Origin of the sequence: Thermoactinomyces daqus, from assembly GCF_000763315.1 — a bacterium.
Classification (GTDB): Bacteria; Bacillota; Bacilli; order Thermoactinomycetales; family Thermoactinomycetaceae; genus Thermoactinomyces_A; species Thermoactinomyces_A daqus.
Genome location: NZ_JPST01000035.1, coordinates 110,920 through 132,921 on the forward strand (window position 1 = coordinate 110,920; position 22,002 = coordinate 132,921).

General features: G+C 50.6%; 22 protein-coding genes, 1 riboswitch and 1 other annotated feature. Of the genes, 3 read left to right on the top strand and 19 right to left on the bottom strand.

Annotated elements, in window-relative coordinates; genetic code table 11:
• Positions 1 to 76: 76 nt before the first annotated feature.
• From JG50_RS0114215 to JG50_RS0114240, 6 genes are all read right to left on the bottom strand, one after another.
• The gene (locus tag JG50_RS0114215; protein ID WP_160173887.1) at positions 77 to 2,107 is read right to left on the bottom strand and encodes a DNA internalization-related competence protein ComEC/Rec2; all 2,031 of its coding nucleotides are present in this window, start codon (positions 2,105 to 2,107) and stop codon (positions 77 to 79) included.
• Complete coding sequence (locus JG50_RS0114220; RefSeq protein ID WP_033101763.1) at positions 2,029 to 2,460, bottom strand: DUF4131 domain-containing protein; 432 nt, start codon at positions 2,458 to 2,460, stop codon at positions 2,029 to 2,031. The genes JG50_RS0114215 and JG50_RS0114220 overlap by 79 nt, the downstream gene beginning before the upstream one ends.
• Positions 2,461 to 2,690: 230 nt before the next feature.
• The gene (dnaI, locus tag JG50_RS0114225) at positions 2,691 to 3,650 is read right to left on the bottom strand and encodes a primosomal protein DnaI (protein ID WP_033101764.1); all 960 of its coding nucleotides are present in this window, start codon (positions 3,648 to 3,650) and stop codon (positions 2,691 to 2,693) included.
• Between the two features lie 352 nt (positions 3,651 to 4,002).
• The gene (dcd, locus tag JG50_RS0114230) at positions 4,003 to 4,560 is read right to left on the bottom strand and encodes a dCTP deaminase (RefSeq protein ID WP_033101765.1); all 558 of its coding nucleotides are present in this window, start codon (positions 4,558 to 4,560) and stop codon (positions 4,003 to 4,005) included.
• An 84-nt stretch (positions 4,561 to 4,644) separates the two neighbouring features.
• Positions 4,645 to 5,817 carry an aminotransferase class I/II-fold pyridoxal phosphate-dependent enzyme gene (locus JG50_RS0114235; protein WP_033101766.1) on the bottom strand — a complete coding sequence of 391 codons (1,173 nt, stop codon included), beginning with the start codon at positions 5,815 to 5,817 and terminating at the stop codon, positions 4,645 to 4,647.
• A 17-nt stretch (positions 5,818 to 5,834) separates the two neighbouring features.
• On the bottom strand, positions 5,835 to 6,980 hold the full coding sequence (locus JG50_RS0114240) for an aminotransferase class I/II-fold pyridoxal phosphate-dependent enzyme (RefSeq protein WP_033101767.1): 1,146 nt from the start codon (positions 6,978 to 6,980) through the stop codon (positions 5,835 to 5,837).
• Between the two features lie 87 nt (positions 6,981 to 7,067).
• A riboswitch (SAM riboswitch) is annotated at positions 7,068 to 7,180 on the bottom strand.
• 196 nt (positions 7,181 to 7,376) lie between these two features.
• On the opposite strand from JG50_RS0114240, the gene JG50_RS0114245 reads away from it, so the two are divergent.
• Positions 7,377 to 8,570: an ornithine--oxo-acid transaminase gene (locus JG50_RS0114245; protein ID WP_033101768.1), complete on the top strand. Its 1,194-nt coding sequence runs from the start codon at positions 7,377 to 7,379 to the stop codon at positions 8,568 to 8,570.
• A 56-nt stretch (positions 8,571 to 8,626) separates the two neighbouring features.
• Here the strand turns inward: JG50_RS0114245 and JG50_RS0114250 are convergent, their stop codons facing one another.
• The 12 genes from JG50_RS0114250 to JG50_RS0114305 form a co-directional block, all read right to left on the bottom strand.
• Complete coding sequence (locus JG50_RS0114250; RefSeq protein WP_052154353.1) at positions 8,627 to 9,253, bottom strand: helix-hairpin-helix domain-containing protein; 627 nt, start codon at positions 9,251 to 9,253, stop codon at positions 8,627 to 8,629.
• 158 nt (positions 9,254 to 9,411) lie between these two features.
• Positions 9,412 to 11,877 carry a leucine--tRNA ligase gene (leuS, locus tag JG50_RS0114255; RefSeq protein ID WP_033101769.1) on the bottom strand — a complete coding sequence of 822 codons (2,466 nt, stop codon included), beginning with the start codon at positions 11,875 to 11,877 and terminating at the stop codon, positions 9,412 to 9,414.
• 81 nt (positions 11,878 to 11,958) lie between these two features.
• Positions 11,959 to 12,195: a binding site (T-box leader), on the bottom strand.
• 113 nt (positions 12,196 to 12,308) lie between these two features.
• Positions 12,309 to 12,650 (bottom strand): ribosome silencing factor, encoded by a 342-nt coding sequence (rsfS, locus tag JG50_RS0114260; RefSeq protein WP_033101770.1) that lies wholly within the window; start codon positions 12,648 to 12,650, stop codon positions 12,309 to 12,311.
• A 13-nt stretch (positions 12,651 to 12,663) separates the two neighbouring features.
• Positions 12,664 to 13,236: a bis(5'-nucleosyl)-tetraphosphatase (symmetrical) YqeK gene (gene yqeK / locus JG50_RS0114265; RefSeq protein WP_033101771.1), complete on the bottom strand. Its 573-nt coding sequence runs from the start codon at positions 13,234 to 13,236 to the stop codon at positions 12,664 to 12,666.
• Positions 13,226 to 13,810, bottom strand: coding sequence for a nicotinate-nucleotide adenylyltransferase (locus JG50_RS0114270; protein WP_033101772.1), 585 nt, complete (start codon positions 13,808 to 13,810; stop codon positions 13,226 to 13,228). Before JG50_RS0114270 ends, yqeK begins: the two co-directional genes overlap by 11 nt.
• A 7-nt stretch (positions 13,811 to 13,817) precedes the next feature.
• Entirely contained in the window at positions 13,818 to 14,693 is an 876-nt protein-coding gene (aroE, locus tag JG50_RS0114275; protein ID WP_052154354.1) for a shikimate dehydrogenase, read from the bottom strand.
• 47 nt (positions 14,694 to 14,740) lie between these two features.
• On the bottom strand, positions 14,741 to 15,850 hold the full coding sequence (yqeH, locus tag JG50_RS0114280; protein ID WP_033101773.1) for a ribosome biogenesis GTPase YqeH: 1,110 nt from the start codon (positions 15,848 to 15,850) through the stop codon (positions 14,741 to 14,743).
• A 41-nt stretch (positions 15,851 to 15,891) separates the two neighbouring features.
• Positions 15,892 to 16,410, bottom strand: a complete 519-nt coding sequence (locus tag JG50_RS0114285) for a YqeG family HAD IIIA-type phosphatase (RefSeq protein ID WP_033101774.1) — start codon at positions 16,408 to 16,410, stop codon at positions 15,892 to 15,894.
• 109 nt (positions 16,411 to 16,519) lie between these two features.
• Positions 16,520 to 16,699, bottom strand: coding sequence for a hypothetical protein (locus JG50_RS0114290; protein ID WP_033101775.1), 180 nt, complete (start codon positions 16,697 to 16,699; stop codon positions 16,520 to 16,522).
• 251 nt (positions 16,700 to 16,950) lie between these two features.
• Positions 16,951 to 17,544, bottom strand: coding sequence for a DedA family protein (locus JG50_RS0114295; RefSeq protein ID WP_052154355.1), 594 nt, complete (start codon positions 17,542 to 17,544; stop codon positions 16,951 to 16,953).
• 65 nt (positions 17,545 to 17,609) lie between these two features.
• Positions 17,610 to 18,056: an OsmC family protein gene (locus tag JG50_RS0114300; RefSeq protein ID WP_033101776.1), complete on the bottom strand. Its 447-nt coding sequence runs from the start codon at positions 18,054 to 18,056 to the stop codon at positions 17,610 to 17,612.
• 178 nt (positions 18,057 to 18,234) lie between these two features.
• Positions 18,235 to 19,332, bottom strand: a complete 1,098-nt coding sequence (locus JG50_RS0114305; RefSeq protein ID WP_033101777.1) for a M24 family metallopeptidase — start codon at positions 19,330 to 19,332, stop codon at positions 18,235 to 18,237.
• Positions 19,333 to 19,588: 256 nt separating this feature from the next.
• Here JG50_RS0114305 and JG50_RS0114310 point away from each other — a divergent pair, with 256 nt between their 5' ends.
• Together JG50_RS0114310 and hmpA are read left to right on the top strand one after the other, a co-directional pair.
• Entirely contained in the window at positions 19,589 to 19,813 is a 225-nt protein-coding gene (locus tag JG50_RS0114310; protein ID WP_033101778.1) for a hypothetical protein, read from the top strand.
• Positions 19,814 to 20,160: 347 nt separating this feature from the next.
• Positions 20,161 to 21,390 carry an NO-inducible flavohemoprotein gene (hmpA, locus tag JG50_RS0114315; protein ID WP_033101779.1) on the top strand — a complete coding sequence of 410 codons (1,230 nt, stop codon included), beginning with the start codon at positions 20,161 to 20,163 and terminating at the stop codon, positions 21,388 to 21,390.
• Between the two features lie 79 nt (positions 21,391 to 21,469).
• Here hmpA and JG50_RS0114320 read toward each other — a convergent pair whose 3' ends face one another.
• Complete coding sequence (locus tag JG50_RS0114320) at positions 21,470 to 21,991, bottom strand: 1,2-dihydroxy-3-keto-5-methylthiopentene dioxygenase (RefSeq protein ID WP_033101780.1); 522 nt, start codon at positions 21,989 to 21,991, stop codon at positions 21,470 to 21,472.
• Positions 21,992 to 22,002: the final 11 nt, after the last annotated feature.

The following is a 22,002-nucleotide window of genomic DNA, read 5'->3' on the forward strand; positions in this document are numbered from 1 at the left end:
ACCCTATGTATGTACATAAATAATACTATTATATCGCGGGGCAAATCGGGCAAAAGACGAATCCTTTTTTACATCTTCAAGGAGAAGTGCTTTCCACCCGGATCTTTTGCTTTTCGACGTGAAAAATGATCGCTCCAAGCTGATCGGTTCGCAAGATCACGGCATGTCGGGCACGCAAGCGCTGAAGCACCAGGGGAGAGGGATGGCCAAACGGATTATGCCGCCCCACGGAGATAACGGCATAGCGCGGGGCCACGGCATCGAGCCATTCTGCACCGGTGGACGTGCGGCTCCCGTGGTGTGCCACCTTTAGCACCTGGACATGCGGCAACCTCCACCCGGCTAATATCCGCTTTTCCGCTTCACTGCTGATATCTCCTGTCATCAAGGTTTGAAAGCGGCCGATCGATAACAAAAAAACAACGGACTCATCATTTGCCGATCGGTTCGCGGTCGCCGGATGCAAAAATGTAAGGAACACACCGGGCGAAAATTGCCATCTCAATCCCGGCCGGGCGATCCGGATCGGAATTTTTCGTTCCCGCATCTCTCTTAACAAATCCAGTTCCAACGCGCTTTTCGGCGGAAGAGGGCCACGGATCACCATTTTCACCGGAAATCTTTGCACCACCGCTTTCGCTCCGCCAATATGGTCCGCATCGCCATGCGTTAAAATGAACAGATCAATCTGTTTGATACCCCGGTATTTGAGATAAGGAATAATCACATTTTCACCGGCATCAAAGCGGCGGCTACCTGATCCGAAGCGGTTTCCGCGCGAGGAAAACCCTCCGCTGTCGATGAGAATCGTCTTTCCTGTCTGTGTTTCCACAACTGCCGCATCTCCCTGACCCACGTCGAGAAATGCGATCCGGTTTTCCGCTCCCTCTCCGTTACGTTTCCCATAAGCAAATGCCACCAAACTGAACAGCAAAAGAACGACACCGATCCGCTTCCATTGAGGAACAAACGGCTTCATCCAAACGACGGCCAGACTTATGACTGTAAAGCAATAAAGTGCAAGCCACAGGGCGGACGGCCCGGCCCATGACGGAAATGCCCATGTCCATTGCAACATCCAGCGGACACCCTGATGAACCAGCTCCAGCAATTGGCTGGTGAGACAGGCAAGCCACGAAGCCAGCGGTCCCGGAACAAAAGCAAGCAGAAGCGAACCGAGAGACAGCGGAAGAATCAGGGAACTGATCAATGGAACGAACAGAAGGTTGGCCAGCCAAGAAAGAAGCGAAAACTCGTGAAAATGAAAGATGAGAACCGGGAACGACACCAGCTCTGCAATCAGATTGGCGGCCAAAAACTGACGAAGACTGCGCGACGGAACAGGAATGCGGCCGGCGACAGGCTCCGTCCCCACAACCAGAGCAGCGGTCACCAGATAGCTTAACTGAAAGCCGGCTTCTTCGATTTGAAAGGGATTCCATCCTAACTGGACCAGAAAGGAAACAGCCAAAAACGAAAGGGTATCCCGAAACTTTTTCAAAACGATGGCTAAAAGTGAAAAACCGGCCATGATCACCGCGCGGATCACCGGCGGACCAAGTCCTGTCAGAACGGCGTACACCGGAAGACACAAAAGGATTGCCAACGCCGATTTTTCCCGCGTCAGCCCCAGGCGCGTCAACAAAAAATAAAAACAGCCGATCACAACAGCCACGTGCAGCCCGGATACAGATAAAAGATGAATAATGCCCAATGTGGCATACTGGGTCTCCAAACTGTCGGGAACAGCTGATTGCTCTCCCAGCAGAAGGCCGCGAAGATATCCGCTCTGATCTCGGCCATACAGTTTCTCAATTCGTTGATCCAGCCAGGCGCGCCCTCGATCGATCAGTACCAGCGGATGATGCGGGACGGAAGCCAAAACCTTGATCCGTTCCGGCGAGTCAGATTGTCCGATCAAATGGATATGCCGACGATATAGATACGCGCCATAATCAAAGGCTCCCGGATTGCGCGGCCGGGGCGATTTGCTGAAGGTGAGCCTGATCCGGATCGTGGACAGCCGCTTTAACCGCCGGGCTTGTTCCCATTCGTCGTAAGAATGCAGCTTCCGCCTGACAGCACCCGTTCGGGAATCACTCTGCACCATCCCCGATCGGTTTTTACGTCGAAGACCATCATTTCGAACGTTAACTGGTCTCCCTCGATATCCGGAAGCGAAACAACCTTTCCGATCGCAACCTGAGGGCTGTTCAAAAACTGGCGCGGCAGATGGGAAACGTTGTTCGCCACGTCCCAGGCATAACGGAATGCTCCGGCAAACAGTCCGAGCAGCAGAAACAGGACAACCCGGCCTTTTCGATAATGATAGACGATCCAGCCTCCGGCCAGCGCGACCAGGACCGCTGCACATCCGTAAAAGAAAAATGCATTCCACCCGCGTGCGGCGAAAACCCCGGCAATCCATCCCGCGCTGACCCATACGAGCGGCCGCTTCACCCTCCTTCCCCTCCTTTTTTTTTACAAACTTCGGAGGATTTCTCCATTTTCCTACATTTTCCTTCTTCTTTTTCCATCCTGTCATTAATTTTCAAGGCACAAAAAAACGCCAATATCACCATTGGCGTGATGCTCAAACCGGAGCATAAGGAATCGGTGCTTTTCTGCTACGACTGATGCCAAAGGAACGGGAGAAAAGCGAACAGACTGGAAAATAAGCTGACCAGATCTCAATTGGCATTATTGTTCAGGGCATATCTCCTGTTTCTTCCCTGTACCTCAACAACCGTCACATAAGGCTTGATTCTTTCCATGATCCTTTTGGCCTTCAGCGGTTCATGGCGTTCATATCCGTTTGACAGCGTAATGGAGAGCCATTCCTCCAATTCATCAAGCGTGAGGTTGGAAGTGTAAATGGTCGGAAGCTGATTGGATACCCGGTTGTGCAAAACCACGGCCAATACACTGTCCCTCAACCAGGAAGTCAGGTTTTCCACCCCGATATCATCCAGTACCAATATGGGGACGTTGCTTAATGCTTCCAGTTTACTATTGAGCAATCCTTCTTTCTTGGCGATGGTATCCCTCAGTTCCTGGGCAAGTGCCGAAGTGTGAACCATCATGGAGGGAATTCCGTATTCAGCCAGGGTATTTAAAATAGCACCGGCAATATAACTTTTTCCCGTCCCGAATGATCCGCAAAAGTAAAGGCCTTTAACCGTTTCCCCGTTGGCTATTCTCAGGCAGAAATCCAAAGCGGCATCGATCGCCTTTTCCCGTCCATGATCCAATTCAATCGTTTGAAACGTTGCCTTTTGAATGTCCAGAGGAATTTGCTGACACTGAATTAAGTTTTTTCTCCGCTCTTCCTCTTTTTTCACCTTGAGCTTGCTGCATTCATTCATGACCAGATCCACAAAACCGCCGTATTCCCTTAAAGTCGGAAAGTGCCCTTTCATCAGGTTTGGACACTCACTCAAACGGAGACACTGTTTGCAGTTTTCATTTTCCTGGACGAATTGATGGAGCTTGGAGAACGAACGTTTTAAGATTGCCTCGGAAACTTCATGCTCCACCATATATTTGACCACTAAAGGGTGTTTTAACAACGCGTTTAATTGCCTTTCCATCTGATCCGGACTGAAGCGTTCTTTCATTTTTGAAGAGATAACGTTTCCCAGTTTTTTCAATTTCTCGAATCTCCCCGTTCTTATGGTCAGACATGCTGATTTTCCGTTTGTATGTGATCAACACGCCTGTCCACGAAGACTTCTGCATGTAATCTTATCACAAAACCGGGTGGCAATCACCCGATCGAATTTACGTTTTTTTCCGATCTGAAAAGCACATATCCAAGTGATCAGGGCAGAGACGGGTAATTCCCGCATCATCCTGAAATGACGATCGGATTTTTTCCTCTCACTCAAATCCTGGGATGAAAGAAGAAAATCGGAGACTGATGCATTCCTCACGATCCGGTCAATAAAGGCAAAAAAGACGGCCGATGGATTTCGCCGTCTGTTTGCATCATCTATGATCCTGTTATACCTTTGGCAGTGTAATTCCCGTTTGTCCCTGGTATTTCCCTTGTTTGGAGCGGTAAGAGACTTCACAAATCTCATCACTCTCCAAAAACAGAATCTGACAAAGGCCTTCATTGGAATAAATCTTTGCCGGCAGCGGTGTCGTATTTGAGATTTCCAACGTAACGTACCCTTCCCAGCCGGGTTCGAGAGGGGTCACATTGGTAATGATTCCGCAGCGCGCATACGTTGACTTGCCGACACACACGGCCAGGACGTTTTCCGGAATGCGAAAATATTCCACCGACCGCGCCAGGGCAAATGAGTTGGGAGGAATGATGCACACTTCTCCTTTAAAATCGATAAACGAATCGGAATCGATCTTTTTCGGATCGATGACGGGGTTCAGCGCATTGTGAAAAATCTTGTATTCATCCGCAACGCGCAAATCATATCCATAACTGCTGAGTCCAAAACTGACCGCTTCCCCTTTCCCCACGTTCCGATCGATAAACGGCTCGATCATTTGATGATGAAGCGCCATTTCGCGTATCCATTTATCCGATTTAATGGCCATTTCCTGCAATCTCCTTCTGTGCAAAATTTCCCTTCTCATTTTACATGATCATCTGCAAAAGAAAAACGCCCCCTGGAGGAGACGCTATAAATTACCAAAACCTGCCGGGATCGTCACCTTTTTTTCTTGCAAGGCCGCCGCCAGATCATCAATCAGATCATCCGCGTTTTCCAGTCCGACCGACAGGCGCAGCAGCCCGTCCGTAATCCCGTGACGATTCCGCACTTCCGCGGGCATTGCCGCATGGGACATCATCGCCGGATAGGAGAGAATGCTTTCGACCGCACCGAGACTGACCGCCACGATCGGCAGACGGACCCGTGACAGGATGCGCTTGGCTTTCTCCATGCTGCCGACATCGAAGGAGAGAACCGCTCCATGCCCGCTCGCCTGTTCATTTTGCAAATGATAACCTTCGTGTGACGGAAGGCCGGTATAGTAAACCCGTTTGACATCCGGATGCTGTTCCAGCCACAGCGCCACCTTTTCCGCGCTTTGCGTCGACAACTCCATCCGTGCCTGCAACGTCTTGAGACCTCTGAGCACCAGCCAAGAATCGTACACACCCAGGATGGCGCCAAAAGCATTTTGCAGCAGTCCGATCTCCTCGGCCAGTTCTTCATCCTTCACCACAACCAGTCCGGCCACAACATCACTGTGCCCGCTGATAAATTTGGTTGCGCTGTGAACCACGATATCGGCACCCAGCTCGAGCGGCCGCTGGAAATACGGGGTTAAAAAGGTGTTATCGACGATGGTTCGCAAACGGTACGCTTTAGCAATCCGCACAATGCCACGCAAGTCCGTCACCTTGAGCAGCGGATTGGACGGGGTTTCCACATAGATCGCCCGGGTGTTGGGGCGAATCGCAGCGGCCACCTGTTCCAAATCGGTCGTATCAACAAACGTGGTTTCAATTCCCATGCGGTCAAACACCTTTGTCAAGACGCGATATGTACCCCCGTACACATCTTGGGACACAATCAGGTGATCTCCGCGCGAGAACAAGAGAAATACCGTGGAAATCGCCGCCATTCCGGAAGCGAACGCATAGCCGCGACAGCCCCCTTCGAGTCTTGTGATCGTTTGCTCCAGCGCTTTGCGCGTCGGGTTGCCCGAACGGGCATAGTCAAATTCGCCCGGCTGGTCAATGGAAAACTGATGGTAAGTCGATGACTGGTAAATCGGAATGCTGGAAGCCCCCGTAAACGAATCAATTTCATTCCCGTTGTGCAAAAGCCTTGTCTCAAATCTCATCTTGCTCCCCTTCCTTTCTATTCCTGATCCGCTTTTTTCAGCGCTTGATCCAAATCAGCAATCAGATCTTCCTTGTGTTCAATTCCCACTGACAGTCGCAACAAGCGATCGCAGACCCCGATGCTCTCCCTGATCTCAACCGGCACATCCGCATGGGTCTGCCTTGCCGGATAGGTGATCAAACTCTCCACGCCGCCCAGACTCTCCGCATAAGTGATCACATTCAGATTTTCCAGGATTGAGGCAATCATCCCACTATTCCTGACCCGGAATGAAATCATCCCCCCGTATCCGTCCGCCTGTTCATCCAAAATCGCTTTTGATTCCGGGTTGAGCGAGGGATAAAAAACCTCGTCCACCAGCGGGTGTTGCTTTAAATATTCAGCGATCGCCAGCGCATTTTCCTGATGTTTTTCCATCCTCAAGGCCAATGTTTTCATCCCGCGCATCAATAACCACGTATCCAGCGGCCCCAGAGCAGCTCCGATCGAATTTTGAATAAAGCGCAACCGTTCAGCCAATTCATCTCCTTTTACGACAATCAACCCTGCCAGCACATCATTGTGGCCTCCCAGATACTTGGTCGCACTGTGGACGACGATATCGGCACCGAGCTCCAGCGGCCGCTGGAAATACGGAGTCATAAAGGTATTGTCAACAATGGTGTAACAGCCCGCCTGCTTTGCAATTTGCGCAATCTGCTTCAAGTCCGTTACCTGCATCAGCGGATTGGTGGGCGACTCGATAAAAACAGCCTTTGTATTCGGACCGATTGCCCGCTTTACATCATCCGACCGTCGCAAATCCACGTAAGTAAAGGACAGACCGAACCGGGTCAATACCTCTTCAAACAGACGATAGGTTCCACCATATAAATCAAGGGATACGACGAAATGATCCCCGGCGGAAAACAACCCCATCAATGTATGAATCGCCGCCATTCCCGAACTGCAGGCAAACCCGCCGTTTCCTCCCTCCAACTGGCTGATCGCCTCTTCCAGCACGTCCCGGGTCGGATTGGCTGTGCGCGAATAATCATAACCAGTACTAACTCCCAAAGAGATATGCTCATATGCTGTGGAAAAATACACAGGAAAGTTAACGGCCCCTGTCTTCTTCTCCTTCTTGTTGCCGATTTGTGCCAGTCTCGTTTCCAGTTTCACAGGTGATCCCTCCCAGAAGTTAGCCAATAAAAAAACCCCTTCCCTTATCCAGAGAAGAGGCAGAACCTGCGACGGTCAATCTCTCTTCTCTTATCTCTCAGAAACACTCGTTTCTGCAGGAATTGGCACCTTCCGGCAGCAAACGCCGCCGAGGTTGCCGGGCTTCATCGGGCCAGTCCCTCCGCCACTCTGGATAAGAGAACCTTTATCCCCTTTTAACTTTTCCGGTTTCAATTTTTCATCTTTCACAGATTATACTAAACAGTTCCGGCCACGTCAAGAGTGATATTTATACTTGTCATTGATAGAGTATACATTTCATTGATTTTCTTAACATACTTCCCTTACAATAAATTTGTAAATGATCAAATAGTTTTGAGCTAAGGGGGTAATTCCATGTCGCGCAACCAGGAACTCATTGAGCTTACGGATAAATTCGGGGCAAGGAACTATCATCCTCTGCCGATCGTTATTTCCAAAGCAGAGGGAATCTGGGTTGAGGATGCCGACGGTAACCGTTACATGGATATGTTAAGCGCTTACTCGGCTCTCAACCACGGACACCGCCATCCCAGACTGATCCAGGCGTTAAAAGAGCAGGCTGACAAAGTCACCTTGACTTCACGTGCCTTTCATAACGACCAATTGGGTCTCTTTTACGAAAAAGTGGCAAAACTGACGGACAAAGAGATGGTTTTGCCGATGAACACAGGAGCCGAAGCCGTTGAAACGGCGATCAAAGCCGTTCGCCGCTGGGCTTACGATGTGAAAAAGGTTCCGGACAACCAGGCGGAAATCATCGTTTGCGCCGACAACTTTCACGGCCGCACCGTCACCGCTGTTTCCCTCTCGTCCAACGATGAGTACAAACGCGGTTTCGGCCCCCTGACCCCAGGCTTCAAAGTAATCCCTTACGGCGATTTGGAAGCGCTTCGCCAAGCGATTACCCCGAACACGGCCGCGTTCCTTTTCGAACCAATCCAGGGAGAAGCCGGCGTCATCGTGCCTCCGGAAGGATTCCTCAAACAAGCATATGAATTGTGCAAAGAACATCATGTTCTCTTTGTCGCCGACGAAATCCAGACCGGTTTCGGCCGGACGGGGCAATTGTTCGCATGCGACTGGGAAGACGTAAAACCGGATCTGTACATTATGGGAAAAGCGCTTGGCGGCGGTGTGATGCCGATTTCGGCCGTAGCGGCAGACAGAGAGGTTCTCGGCGTCTTTGAACCTGGTTCCCACGGGTCCACGTTTGGCGGAAACCCTCTCGCTTGCGCCGTGGCCATTGCCGCCTTGGATGTGCTGATCGAAGAAGAGTTACCCAAGCGCTCCCGCGAGCTCGGAGCCTATTTTATTGAGGAATTGCGCAAAATCAACAACCCGAAAATCAAAGAAGTACGCGGCAAAGGCTTGTTTATCGGAATGGAGCTGACGGAAGCGGCACGGCCTTATTGTGAATCCTTGATGCAAGAAGGACTCTTGTGCAAAGAAACCCATGAAAATACCATCCGCTTTGCTCCCCCGCTCATCATCACCCGGGAAGAACTCGATCTGGCTCTCGATAAAGTGCGCAAAGTCATGGAGCGTTAATTTTTGCAAAAAGCGGCTTCCTGTCGAGGTTGCCGTTTTTTCTTTTTCAAATCCTCTTACAGGACGATCTGTGCGCGAAATTTCTCCAGTGTCTTTTCCCCGATGCCCGGAACATTCGCAATTTCCTCGATGGTGCGAAAAGGGCCGTGTTCCTGTCTGTACTGGAAAATGTTTTTCGCTTTTGACGGCCCGATCCCATCCAGTTTCTCCAGTTCTTCCAGGGTGGCCTGGTTGATATGGATCTTGTCCGATGATGATGTTCCTTGCATATTGCCTTGTCCCGATGCTATCCATCCTTCCGGAACCGCTTCCCCGCGCCTGGGTATGTAAACCACCATGCCGTCGCTCAGGGGCTGTGCCAGATTCACCTGGTTGAGATCGGCATCCTTCCCCGCACCGCCCGCTTTTTCCAACACATCGTATACCCTGGCCCCTGATTCGAGATGATAAAGTCCCGGATGGGAGACCGCTCCTTTCAGATCGATGACAATCACATCATTCTTCTGCTTTTTCTCTGCAGGCTCAACTTTCTCCGCCTTCGCCGATTGATACGGTTCAAGGCCCTCCGTCGGCAAATTCTCCGCGGATGGTTGAAAAACCCAGGCCGCAACAGCCACCAGCAATAAAATCAATACCGCTCCGGCCATTATTTTCTCACGCGGCGTCCAGTCCCATTGAACCAAAGGCAAACACCTCTGAATATTCCGTTATTTTATATCTAACAATGTACATGATGATCGCTTTTCAGACAAGTCTTTATGAACAAATTTCCAAAACAAAAAAACCCGCCTGCCAAACGCGGCAAGCGGGCTCCAATATGCTCTCTTCCTTGACAACAATGTCAGTTGGCAACGATGTTCACCAATTTGCCCGGCACGACAATCACTTTTCGCACGGTTTTTCCATCAATCCAGCCTTGAATCCGGTCGGTGGACAGCGCCTGTTTTTCCACTTCCTTGCGGGAAGCATTCGCGGAAACGACGAGTTTGTCCCTTACCTTGCCGTTGATTTGGACGGCGATCTCGATCTCGTCCAATACGAGGGCGCTCTCGTCATATTTCGGCCAAGACGCGAGATGAACACTTCCCTTCCGCCCGGTCATCTGCCACATCTCCTCGGCAATATGGGGGACGAACGGGGCCAAAAGCAGCACCAATGTTTCCAGCGCTTCTTTGTAAATGGCACGATCTGCCGTATCAGGGTAGCTGTACAGGGAGTTGACCAATTCCATGATACTGCTGATCGCCGTGTTAAAGTGACTGCGTTCGCCGATTTCGCCTGTCACTTTTTTGATCGTCTTATGAAGCACGCGGCGCAACTCTTTGCCCTCGGCGTCAAGCGATGCGGAAGGGGTGAATTCTTGCTTGAACAGCTCTTCATTCTGGACGATCAGGCGCCAAACCCGATTCAGGAAGCGATGGCTTCCCTCCACTCCTGTATCGCTCCACTCCAGGTCACGATCCGGCGGAGCTGCAAACAGGATAAACAGGCGGGCCGTATCCGCGCCGAACCGGTCGATGATCTCCAGCGGGCTGACCACATTCCCTTTGGACTTGGACATCTTGAATCCGTCTTTTAAAACCATCCCCTGGGTGAGCAAGCTCTTAAACGGCTCATCCACCTGAACCATGCCGGCATCGTACAGAACTTTGGTCACAAATCGGGAATAGAGCAGATGAAGTACCGCATGCTCGATCCCGCCGATATATTCATCGACTGGGAGCCATTTGTTTACTTCTTCCGGACTGAACGGAACCGTTTCATTATGTGCGTCGGTGTAGCGGAAATAATACCAGGAAGAGTCGACGAACGTATCCATGGTGTCCGTTTCCCGACGCGCCTGTTTGCCGCAGGAAGGGCACTTGGCATGGACAAAAGTTTCCGATGTAGTCAGCGGATTGCGCTTGCCGTCAAACACTACATCTTCCGGCAACACCACCGGCAAATCTTCTTTCGGAACCGGCTGCACGCCGCAATCATCACAATAAATCACGGGAATCGGGGTGCCCCAGTAACGCTGGCGGGAGATGAGCCAGTCACGCAAGCGGTAATTGACGGTGGAACCGCCCAATCCCTGCTCTTGCAGTTTGTCGGCAATCGCCTTGATCGCCGCACGATTGTCCAATCCGTCAAACGGCCCGGAGGAAATGAGGATGCCGTCTTCGGTATAAGCTTCCGCCAGCGGTTCGGCAGGCGCATCGCCGTCTTGGGGCCAGATGACTTGCTTGATCTCCAGCCCGTATTTGCGGGCAAACTGGAAATCGCGCTCATCGTGTGCGGGAACCCCCATCACCGCACCGGTACCGTAATCCATAAGCACATAATTGGCGATCCAAATCGGGACCAATTCCCCAGTAAGCGGGTGTTTGGCAAACGCGCCGGTCGGATAACCGACTTTTTCCGCATCCGTGGAAGTACGCTCAATCTCCGACTGTTTTTTCATCTCCTCAATGAACCGGAGAATCGGCTCTTCCTCTTTTTTCCCTTTGATCAGGCGCGGAACCAACGGATGCTCCGGTGCAAGGACCAGGTAGGTCACTCCGTAAAGCGTATCGGGACGGGTGGTGAAAACGGTCACCTTCTCATCGCCGCATTCAGGAACGGAAAACGTGACATGGGCACCTTCACTTTTCCCGATCCAGTTGCGCTGCATCGCTTTCACCTTTTCCGGCCAATCCGGCAGGCGATCCAGACCTTCGAGCAACCGTTCCGCATAATCGGTGATCCGCAAGAACCACTGCTCCAGCTCTTTTTTGGTCACTTCCGAATCACAGCGCCAGCATCTGCCGTCTTCCACCTGCTCGTTGGCCAAAACCGTATTGCAGGAAGGGCACCAGTTCACCGATGCTTTTTTGCGGTAAGCCAGCCCCCGTTCATAAAAGAGCAGGAACAGCCACTGGTTGAATTTATAATAATCGGGCAGGCAGGTGCCCACATAGCGGTCCCAGTCGTATGAAACACCGAGCAATGCTTGTTCTCTGCGAATCCGCTCCATATTGTTCAACGTCCATTCGCGCGGATTGACACCGCGGTTGATGGCCGCGTTTTCCGCCGGCAGACCGAAGGCGTCGGCTCCCATCGGATGAAGAACGCGGTAACCGTTCATGCGGCGGAAACGGGCCACCACATCACCGATGGAATAAACACGCATATGCCCCATGTGCAATCCTTCTCCGGAAGGATAGGGAAATTGTTCCAGGGCATAATATTTCGGCTTGGACGGATCTTCATCCGTTTTATATAAATCGGTATCTTGCCAAACCTTTTGCCATTTGGCTTCAATCTCTTTCGGGCTGTACTCTTTCATGTTCGTTCTCCTCCACAGTAAACTTCAAATATCCCTTTTTTCGCCAATGAAAAGTGAAAACCTCCCACCCCCAGCTTCCGTGCTAGGGACGAGAGGTTGACTGACAATTCCCGCGGTACCACCCTGCTTAGTGCATGTCGGATGACTGCACTCACTCAAATCCGGTAACGGAGATGAACCGCCAAAGAGTAGTGAGGAAATCCCCTTTCCCCTTTGGAGCGATGAGGCGAGTTCACCTGTGGCCCAGATTGACTCTCACCAACCGTCAACTCTCTGCGCTGGGCTTTACAGATTACTGCTCCCCATCCTTGCTTCGCTCAAATAGTTTATTAACATTATATGAACAAGGTTAAAGCAGTGTCAACGCTTTTTTAATCATTATCAACAAAAATATATTTTTATATTAACCCTTTTTTATGGAGAATATTCTTTTATTGTACTTTTAACTGTCTGGCATCGCCCCAGAGGCGTTCCAAATCATAAAACTCGCGTTCATCTTTGTGGAAAACATGGACAACCACATCACCGAGGTCAATCAGAACCCAGCGCGCATCTTGAAATCCTTCAATCCCTTTCAGGATGAGGTCGGATTCCAGCACTTTATCCTTGATTCCATTGACGATGGCTTGCACTTGTGTTTGCGAATTTCCATGGCAGATCACAAAGTAATCAGCAAACACGGACAGGCCGCGAATATCCAGGATGATGATATCTTGCGCTTTTTTCTCCTCGGCAGCGGTGGCCGCCAACTGAGCGATTTCCACTACGTTCAAAAAGATTCCTCCCTTATCGCTTTTGAGCTGTTTGCTCCAACATGTGATTGCGCGCATGCAGGGTGAGAGGATACACTTTCTGCCCGCGCTCAATCAAAAAGACAATCGTCTTGTCAAGTGCCGCCAGCACGGCACGATCCAAATCGGATTCCGCCGTTTTCCGCACTTCCTCCACCCCGGGAAAACGGCGTCCTGGTTCGATGTAATCGGCCAAAAAGACGATTTTCTCAAGAAGTGACATCTGCGGACGTCCCGATGTGTGGTAGCGGATTGCGTTCAGGATGTCTTCATCTTGGATCCCGAAACGAACCTCTGCCACTTCGGCACCGACCGGCGCGTGCCACAGTTCTTTGTTAAACTGAAGCAGGTCTTCCGGAAGACCCCTGTCCATAATCCAACGCACCAGTTGCTCGTCCGGCCAGAATTTGCAGTAATCATGCAAAATCGCCGCCACTTCCGCTTTCTGTTCATCTGCTCCAAACCGTCTGGCCAACCGGATTGACGTCTCGGCAACACGAAGCGTATGTTCCCATCTGTGCTGGGGAAGCTGTTCTTTTGTAGCTTGTAATAAAAGATCAAGTTCCATACAGACGATGCTCCTTTATATACTGGTAAACAGGGTCGGGAACGAGATAGCGCAAAGATTTGCCGCACTTGGCCCGCTGCCGGACGGCGGTCGAAGAAATCGAAGTTTCAATGGCCCCGGGGATCCACTGCAGGCGGTCAGTCACAAAATCGGGCAATCCCTCCGCCCGAACACCGGGCCGCCCCAATCCAATCACTTGGACCAGTTGAAGGATTTTCTTTATTTTATACCAATGAGGAAGATCTTTCACCGTATCAGCCCCCACCAGCAGAAAAAAATCATGTTCGGGCGTCGATTCCTTTAATATCTGAATGGTATCAACGGTATAGGAAGGACCTTCCCTTTTTAATTCCATCTCATTCACCAGAAATCGGGGATTGCCTTCGACTGCCAATCTGACCATTTGCAGCCGGTGTTGGGCCGGAGTGATTTCATTTTCCTGCTTATGCGGCGGTTCCCCGGCCGGAATAAACCAGACTTGTTCCAGAGATGCCGTTTCCATTGCCTGCTGGGCAAGCAACAGGTGCCCCATGTGGATGGGATCAAAGGTGCCGCCAAAAATGCCTACCCTCATGTCCAATTCACTCTTTCTTTACCTTTGTTCCTGTTAATGACGCTTCCAAAACCTCTTTCATCAGGGAAACCGGCGCTTTTTTCTGCAACCACATTTCCAAAGCGAGCGCCGCCTGATGAACCAGCATGCCCAATCCAGTATGGATGCGCGCTCCTTTTTCCTTCGCTTGTCGCAACAAAAGCGTTTCTTTTGGATGATAGACCAGATCGCTGACAATTTGCCCCTGCCGGAGCCAGTCGCAAGGAACCGGGCTTTCTTCCGTATGGGGATGCATTCCGACCGAAGTGGTATTGACCACCAGCTGTGCTTTCTCCACTTCTGCCCGGCTATCTGCCAGCAGGACGGCTTCGGTTTTGGTCCACTGCGACAAATGGGCCGCCAGCGCCTCCGCTTTGTCCAGGGTGCGATTGGCAACGGTGATTTTCGGCACACCTGCTGTCGCCAGTATATAACCGACCGCCCGCGCAGCTCCTCCCGCCCCCAGAATCACAGCCGACAGTTCAGAAAAAGCGGGATTCCACTCCTCGATGAGCGAACGCAAATAACCGGGACCGTCGGTATTGGTGCCGATCCACTTTCCTTCTCGCCGCACGACCGTATTGACGGCTCCGATCTCGGCAGCGGTCTGATCCAAATCATCCAGCAAATCCATGATCGCCACCTTGTGCGGTATCGTTACATTAAATCCGATCAAATCCTGTGCTTTTAACCGGTTTACCGCTTCTTCCAGCTCGGCCGGGGCAACCCGGAAAGCCTGGTATACATAAGGCAATCCGAGCTGCTCAAACGCCGCGTTCATCATCTCCGGCGACTTGGAATGGGCGACCGGGTCCCCGATCAACCCCATTGCCACAATCCGGCCAGCCTTTTTTTGTTTTTGCATCCCTTTCCCCTCCCTAATAAAAGAGCGCCCCATTGACGGGCGCAATGCTAAATGATAGCCGCTCGTGTACTCACCTGAATCCCTTCCGGCACCCAGAGTTCCACCCGCGCTTTTTCTTTTCCGCACGCCACCCATCCCAATCCGGCGATCACAATATCTTCTTTCTCCTTCCCGGACAGGGTGATCACATGTTTGGTCAGCGGCGGAATCGCAGCCGGGTCTTTTGGCGGAGCGAGCAGTTCCCCCCTGTGTTTTTGCCAAATTTCATCCGCTTGCGCCAGTTTAGTCCGGTGCACATACAGGCGGTTTGACATATAAGTGACAAACGGCTGCCTTGTCCCCTGCACATAATCCAACCGGGCCAGTCCGCCGAAGAACAGGGTCTGCCCGTCGTTTAACTGGTATACCTTCGGCCTCAGCACCGCGTTCGGCACGACGATCTTCAGTTCTTTTGGGTCAACCCATTCACTGATGCGGTCCTTACGGACGATTCCCGGCGTATCAATGATCTCCTTGCCATCTTCAAGCGGGATGCGAATCGTGTCCAAAGTGGTTCCCGGATAAGGTGAGGTGGTAATCATCTCGTCTTGAGTTCCGCCCGCTTCCCTGAGCAGCCGGTTGATCAAGGTCGATTTCCCCACGTTGGTGGTGCCGACAATATAGATATCCCTTCCCTCCCGATAATGCTCCATCGCCTGCATCACATCAGGAATTTTCAAGCCTTTGGCACTGCTGCACAGGAGGGTATCGACCGGGTGTACACCCATTTCCCTGGCCGAAGCGGAGACCCAGTCGCGCAGCCGCTTCCAATTGGCTGTTTTGGGAAACAGATCCACTTTGTTGGCGACGAGCAAAACGGGATTTTTTCCGATCCGCCGGCTGAATCCCGGAATCCAGCTCCCGGCAAAATCAAACAGGTCTACGACCAGCACCACCAGGCTGTCTGTCGCGGCAATCTCATCCAGTACCCGCAAATAGGCCTCCGGATCTTGTTCCACCGCACCCAAATCCCCGTAATGCCGGATGCGAAAACAGCGCTGGCACAGAATCACTTCGCGTTCCAACGCTTTTTCCGGTATATATCCTTTTTGTTCGGGGGACTCCGTCTGCACGGGAACGCCGCACCCCTCACAACGAACTGCTTTAACTTTGCTCAATGATGTCACAAACCTTCCTTTCAACCTTCTGTCCGCTTGTCTCAAGTCTGATCCCAGTTCAAAAGCCCTTTTCTTTCCATCCAGCGGAATACGAAGCGTTCCACCCGCCGGTTCAGCTTGGTGAAGAATCCTTCCACTTCAGAAACGGGCACCACCAAAATCGTATAAAGCCCGACGCGGTTTCCGCCAAGCACATCGGTCAACAGCTGATCCCCGATCACAACCGTTTCCTCTTTGGAAACCCCCAACATCCTCATCGCTTTGAGAAAAGAGAGGGACAACGGTTTTCGGGCCGCATGGATGTAAGGAACCTTTAAGGGAATCGCGAACCGGGACACGCGCGTCTTGTTGTTGTTGGATACAATCATCACCTTGAATCCGAGTTTTCGCACTTCATTCAACCATGTTACCAATTTCGGCGTGGCATCAGGGCGGTTTGATTCCACCAGCGTATTGTCCAAATCGACAATGACCGCTTTGATCCCACGCGCCTTTAACTCATCCAAATCGATATGGTAAATCGAATTGGCATACAAATCGGGTATCAGGGATCGAAACACAGGCTACACCGTCCATGATCAAACTCGTCGTTACTATATCATAGGCTTTACTCCGTTGTAAAAGCAAGACAAAACCGCTTGTGTCAGCCCGGAATCAAAATGCGCCCCGTTACTGTTTCGCTTTTTCTTGTTCCTGCCGCTCTTTTTCTTGCAGAACCGCGATAAAAAGATCTGCGTCGGCCAGATATTGAAACCATGCGATCACCTCGTCCGCTTCGCTGTCCACCACATTGTACCCCTTATCTTCCAAAGGTTCGCCAATTCGTTTCAGTACGTAACGTTCTTTCATCTCATTGCCTCCACTCCATATTATCATTTCCGATTTTACCCGGAATACCGGGCAACAGCAAGAAAGCAGGCAATGGGATGGGAATCGGCCGATGATCAGTTCCGTTGATCCGGGTGAACTCTTTCGTCCTGACTGCAAACCGGGCATCAGTGCTTCAACACTACAAATCCCATTGCCCCCTTCTCCGGGCAATGGGATTCCCTTTACCTCTCATATTCTCAGACCGGCTCCGCCAGCTTGTATTCTCCCCGTCAATAAGGGGATGACTCTCCCTTTCCCATCCGGATCTTCTTGGCGAAAATCCAGCCACTGCATGCCAAAACAAAGACGATCAAGGCAATTGTTCCTCCTTGTTTCAGCAGCTGGAGAAATTTCTGGATCGTTTCCAGGTTCCCCTGACGGCCGATAAACAAAAGTAATGTATTCCAAGGAAAAACTCCGATGAAGGTGAACACGAGATAACGACAAATCGAAATATTGCTCAATCCGCAGATGTAGGACATATAATTTCCAAAGCCGGTGGGTCGCGATAAAGCGATGCTCCAATCTCCGTATTTTTGAAACCAGTGTTGCGCCTTTTCAATTTTTTGGGGATCCAATTTCTTTTTTGACAATTTCCCGATCTTCATGCCGATATAATAAGGAATCAAGGAAAACAGTGCATAAATCAGGCTGTTTACCGCACTGAGCAACACCAGCTGCCACGTGCCGATCGGCATCAGATATCCATAAATCAAGAGAAACAAAGCGCCCGGGAACGGAACGGAAGTCGCTTCAATCGCCGTGGAACCGAATAATCCCCAGACACCGAAACTCTGTAAATAATGTAGAACCGTATGCAGCATAAGTCCACTCCCTGTAATAAAAACAGGCATCAGCCGGAGCCCAATGCCCATTCATATCCGAAAAATTATTCGCAAGTTTCGAATTCCGCTTCCACAGCAAGTTCCACATTTCCCCGAAGCGCGTTGGAAATCATGCAGGAGCGCTCGGCCATCTCCGTGGCGTGGCGGATCATTTCCCATTCTTTTTCTGTCGCTTCTTTCTTCACCAATAAATGCGGGCGGTGAATAATTTTTTCAAAAGTAAACTTGTTCTCGACTTTGACAATGCCCTCCGTTTCCAGGGAGAGTTTGGTCACCGGCAACTGTTTGCGCTCGATGATGGCTGCCAGGGTGATCAGATAGCAAGTCGCCGCAGCCCCGATGAGCATTTCATCCGGGTTGGTTCCCACCCCCGGGCCGTCCATCTCCTTGGGGATCGAGATTTGTTGTTGCAAATTGCCGGCGGCAATCGTTCCGGTACCATTCCGGCCTCCCTTCCATGTTGCCTTCAAGTGAAAATGATGGCGTGGCACGCTCTCACTTCCTCGTCTATGTAATTTTTGTCGTTTTATGATCAAAGGATCTGTTTTTATTTTAACCTGAAAAAGCAATTTTCAGGTGAACAACCGTTGAAAAGCGAGTGACGGTTTGGGAAACAAAACGCGGGAGGCAGTGCTTCTTCCTTCGCAGCACCACCTTCCGCGTTTGGGATTACAATTGGATCAGTTCTTTCGGATAATGGGTCAATACCTGACAGCCCTCTTCGGTAATCACCACATCATCTTCAATGCGAACGCCGCCTGAACCCGGCAAATAAATCCCCGGCTCGATGGTAAAGACCATTCCGGCCTGCAGGACTTGATCATTGGCCTGATGAATCGAGGGAAACTCATGCACATCGATTCCCAGACCGTGACCGAGGCGATGGGTAAAATACTGGCCATACCCCGCTTCCTCAATCACCCTGCGCGCAACCAAATCCAGATCGCCAAGCCGGACTCCCGGTTTGCACGCGGCGATGGCAGCCGTTTCCGCTTCCAATACAGTATGGTAGATCTCCTTCTGTTTTTCATCGATCGGCCCGAAGGCGACAGTGCGGGTAATGTCGGAACAGTAGCCGTCGACAACAACCCCCAGATCGAACAGAACGAGCTCACCTCTTTTTAAGGGACGCAAACCCGGAGTTCCATGTGGCAGGGCTGATTTTTCCCCAAACAGAACCGTCGTGGCAAAAGACATCGCCTGTACCCCTTTTTTCTTCATGGCCAATTCGATTTCTGCCACCACTTCCATCTCGGTAATGCCCGGCTTCAAGGCGTCGATTCCGACCGCAACCGCTTCATCGGCCAATTTGGCAGCTTTCTGCAAAATGGCAATCTCCGTTTCATCTTTCAGGACGCGCAATTCATTTAAGTATTCATCAACCGGACAGAGCTCCATCCGCGGAATCACTTGCTGCAATTGTTCCGCCCGGGCAACGGAAAGATGATCTTTTTCCACCGCGACGACTGCCCCTTCCCCGACCGAACATCTCACCAATTGCTCCCGGATTCTTTCCCACGGATTTTCCGCATCATCATAAGCGAGAATCTGATGCGCCCATCCTGACTGACGGGCATTTTCTTCCTCCAGCCGGGGACAAACGAGCAGCGGGTTCGCTTCCGGAAAAACGAAGATCCCCATCAGGCGTTCATGCGGATTACACATGAACCCGCTCAAATAAAAAACGCTGTGTGGTGAATGAATAAAAGCCAAGTCAGCGTTTTGCCGTTTCAGCCATGCTGAAATTTTCTCGATTCGTTTTTTCATATTAAAGCCACTCCTCTGCTGGGTTGCCAAAAATAAAAATCGGTAGTTTAATATTATCTTATCACAGATCCCGTTCAACACTTGTTTACCTGACTTGAAGAAAAAAGGTTTCGGAAAACAGAAGAAAGGGAATGAAGAAAATATTAATAAATTGACCGTTGTTTTCAGGATTTTGATCTGAGGAGAACAAGCCCCGTCAAGTTCGATCCTTATTTGATCACTGGAAAACAAACATTGGGTAAAGGAGGAAAGAAGCATGAAAAAAACGAGAGGCTATCTGTGTGAACACTGCCATGAAAAAGCGGCCAAATATGAAGCGTTTATGCAATATGAAGGGAAAAATATCCTGGTTTGCTGGGATTGCTTGCACAAACTGCACCATGTCAAACTGGACCATCGGCTCTTTGTCGGCGAAAAAAAACACCCTCTTCCCTGGGGAGGTTTTGCTGACAAGGAACGAACCCAAATACGAAATATTTAACCATTTTTGGGGTATGGGTATTTTCTTTCCCGTACCTTTTTATGTGCCTTTGCCTTAAAGGCACGAGCCAGGCACCGCTCCGTTGCCCCCCTTCGATTCACATCAATTACTGATCGGGAACAGTCGATCTTTCTGCGGACGACGGAATCCGTAACCGGCCGACCCGTCCATTCCCCAAACAAAACAGCTCCTCTATCGGAAAAGTCTGAATTTTTTCCGCAAACACAACCGTGCCATCTCCTTCCCGTTCACTTATTTGCCAAATTCGATGTGATTGAAATCACAGCACCCTCTTCATTCTTAAATTCATAATAAAATTACACTAAAACAACAGGAGTGAATGGAGTATGGCCCAACTGACAACGCTAAATCCGGCCTCCATGCGTCTTGTCATGGAAAGCGTTCCGTTTTTGAAACAACACGGTGAAAAAATCACCACCGTTTTTTACCAAAAATTATTCAGTAACCATCCGGAACTACTGAATCTCTTTAATCAGACCCATCAAAAACAAAAACAACAGCAAAAAGCGCTGGCGGAAATGGTCATGAGTGCCGCCATGCATTTGCAAAACCTTGAAGCGATTGCCCCGGCGATCACCCGCATCGCCCATAAGCATCGCAGTCTTGACGTAAAACCGGAACAATACCCGATTGTCGGTGAAAATCTGCTCGCGGCGATTAAAGAAGTTTTGGGAGAAAAGGCGACACCGGAAATTCTCAATGCCTGGGCTGAAGTCTACAGCTTTTTGGCTGATCAGTTTATTCGGATTGAGACTCAACTAGCGGAAGAACTTCTGCAGCAGCCCGGAGGTTGGACCGGCTTCCGCGAGTTTGTGATCGACAAAAAAGAAAAAGAGAGCGATGTGATCACTTCTTTTTATCTTGTGCCCAAGGACGGGAAAGCCATCTGCTCCTTTCAACCCGGACAGTATATCAGCGTGAAAATGGACATCCCGGGAGAAAAGATCACGCATATTCGCCAGTACAGTTTATCTGATTCTCCAAGCAAACCTTATTACCGGATCAGTGTGAAACGGGAAGACGGAAATGATCAGTTTCCCGCCGGCATTGTTTCCACCTTTTTGCACAACCGGATCCATGAAGGGGATTCTCTCATGATCAGCGCTCCGGCCGGAGACTTTGTTTTGCAGGAAAAAGAAAACCGCCCGGTGGTTCTCATCAGCGGCGGCGTCGGCCTCACTCCGCTGGTCAGCATGCTGAACACCCTGGCAGAGCGCAGACACGACGTCCCGGTCACCTTTATTCATGCCGCCCTGAACAGCCGGGTTCATGCAATGAAAGACCATTTGCGAAATCTGGCCGAGCAACATGACAACATCCGCTATTTTGTCTGCTATGAGCAGCCGAGCGATGAGGACCGCCGCCTGAAAAACTTTGACAAGGAAGGCTATCTTGATCTGGACTGGCTGAGATCGCTGATTCCTTCACCGGAAGCCGATTTCTACTTCTGCGGTCCCGTTCCCTTCATGAAAGTGGTCAAATCGCTCCTCGGCCAATTGGGCGTAAAAGATACCGATATGCACTACGAGATCTTCGGTTCCGCCATTCCCATTTAATCCATGTCGAAAACCCGTACTTCTTGGCTAATCTGCCTGTGAAATACGGGTTTTTTTCTCTGATCAAACACGGGTGTTTTTACTCTTTCTCGTAAATCGGCACCCATCCTTCTTTCGTTTTGAAAATCCGGACAGCCACCACTTTCCTGTCCTCCATCAAGGTAAAGTAATGGCGGTAACCCTCGGGAACGGAAATGAGATCGCCCGGCTCCAGCTCCACATCAAAATAACGGCCATTTGGTCCCTGGATGGCAAAAATGCCATGTCCGCTGACAATGAAGCGAACTTCATCGTCGGGATGATGGTGTTCTTTCTTGAAATTTTGCAGGAGTTGTTCCAAGTTTGGCGTTTCCGGGGACAAGGCCACGATATCTTCGGTGATGTAACCGCGCCGCTTGGACAACTCGTCTATCTCCGCGCGGAAAGTTTGAATGATCTCCGCTTTTTCCTCATCGGAGAGGTTATATTTTTCACTGAGGTGGGCGGGCAATTTGGAAATGTCCCAACGTTCGTAAATCACTCCTTGCCCGTTCAAATAGCGGCTCACTTCTGCCGGATCAGACAGGCGTTCGTTATTGTCGTGGAAGCGCAATTCTGCCATGATGTTTCCCC

Excerpts from the sequence above, each read along its gene's own strand:
- JG50_RS0114310 (WP_033101778.1), top strand. The coding sequence starts at position 19,589 with ATGAAAAAAACGAGAGGCTATCTGTGTGAACACTGCCATGAAAAAGCG.
- JG50_RS0114290 (WP_033101775.1), bottom strand. The coding sequence starts at position 16,699 with ATGAAAGAACGTTACGTACTGAAACGAATTGGCGAACCTTTGGAAGAT.
- JG50_RS0114305 (WP_033101777.1), bottom strand. The coding sequence starts at position 19,332 with ATGAAAAAACGAATCGAGAAAATTTCAGCATGGCTGAAACGGCAAAAC.
- dcd (WP_033101765.1), bottom strand. The coding sequence starts at position 4,560 with ATGGCCATTAAATCGGATAAATGGATACGCGAAATGGCGCTTCATCAT.
- JG50_RS0114270 (WP_033101772.1), bottom strand. The coding sequence starts at position 13,810 with ATGAGGGTAGGCATTTTTGGCGGCACCTTTGATCCCATCCACATGGGG.
- JG50_RS0114320 (WP_033101780.1), bottom strand. The coding sequence starts at position 21,991 with ATGGCAGAATTGCGCTTCCACGACAATAACGAACGCCTGTCTGATCCG.
- hmpA (WP_033101779.1), top strand. The coding sequence starts at position 20,161 with ATGGCCCAACTGACAACGCTAAATCCGGCCTCCATGCGTCTTGTCATG.
- JG50_RS0114235 (WP_033101766.1), bottom strand. The coding sequence starts at position 5,817 with ATGAGATTTGAGACAAGGCTTTTGCACAACGGGAATGAAATTGATTCG.
- leuS (WP_033101769.1), bottom strand. The coding sequence starts at position 11,877 with ATGAAAGAGTACAGCCCGAAAGAGATTGAAGCCAAATGGCAAAAGGTT.
- aroE (WP_052154354.1), bottom strand. The coding sequence starts at position 14,693 with ATGCAAAAACAAAAAAAGGCTGGCCGGATTGTGGCAATGGGGTTGATC.
- yqeK (WP_033101771.1), bottom strand. The coding sequence starts at position 13,236 with ATGGAACTTGATCTTTTATTACAAGCTACAAAAGAACAGCTTCCCCAG.
- JG50_RS0114295 (WP_052154355.1), bottom strand. The coding sequence starts at position 17,544 with ATGCTGCATACGGTTCTACATTATTTACAGAGTTTCGGTGTCTGGGGA.
- JG50_RS0114245 (WP_033101768.1), top strand. The coding sequence starts at position 7,377 with ATGTCGCGCAACCAGGAACTCATTGAGCTTACGGATAAATTCGGGGCA.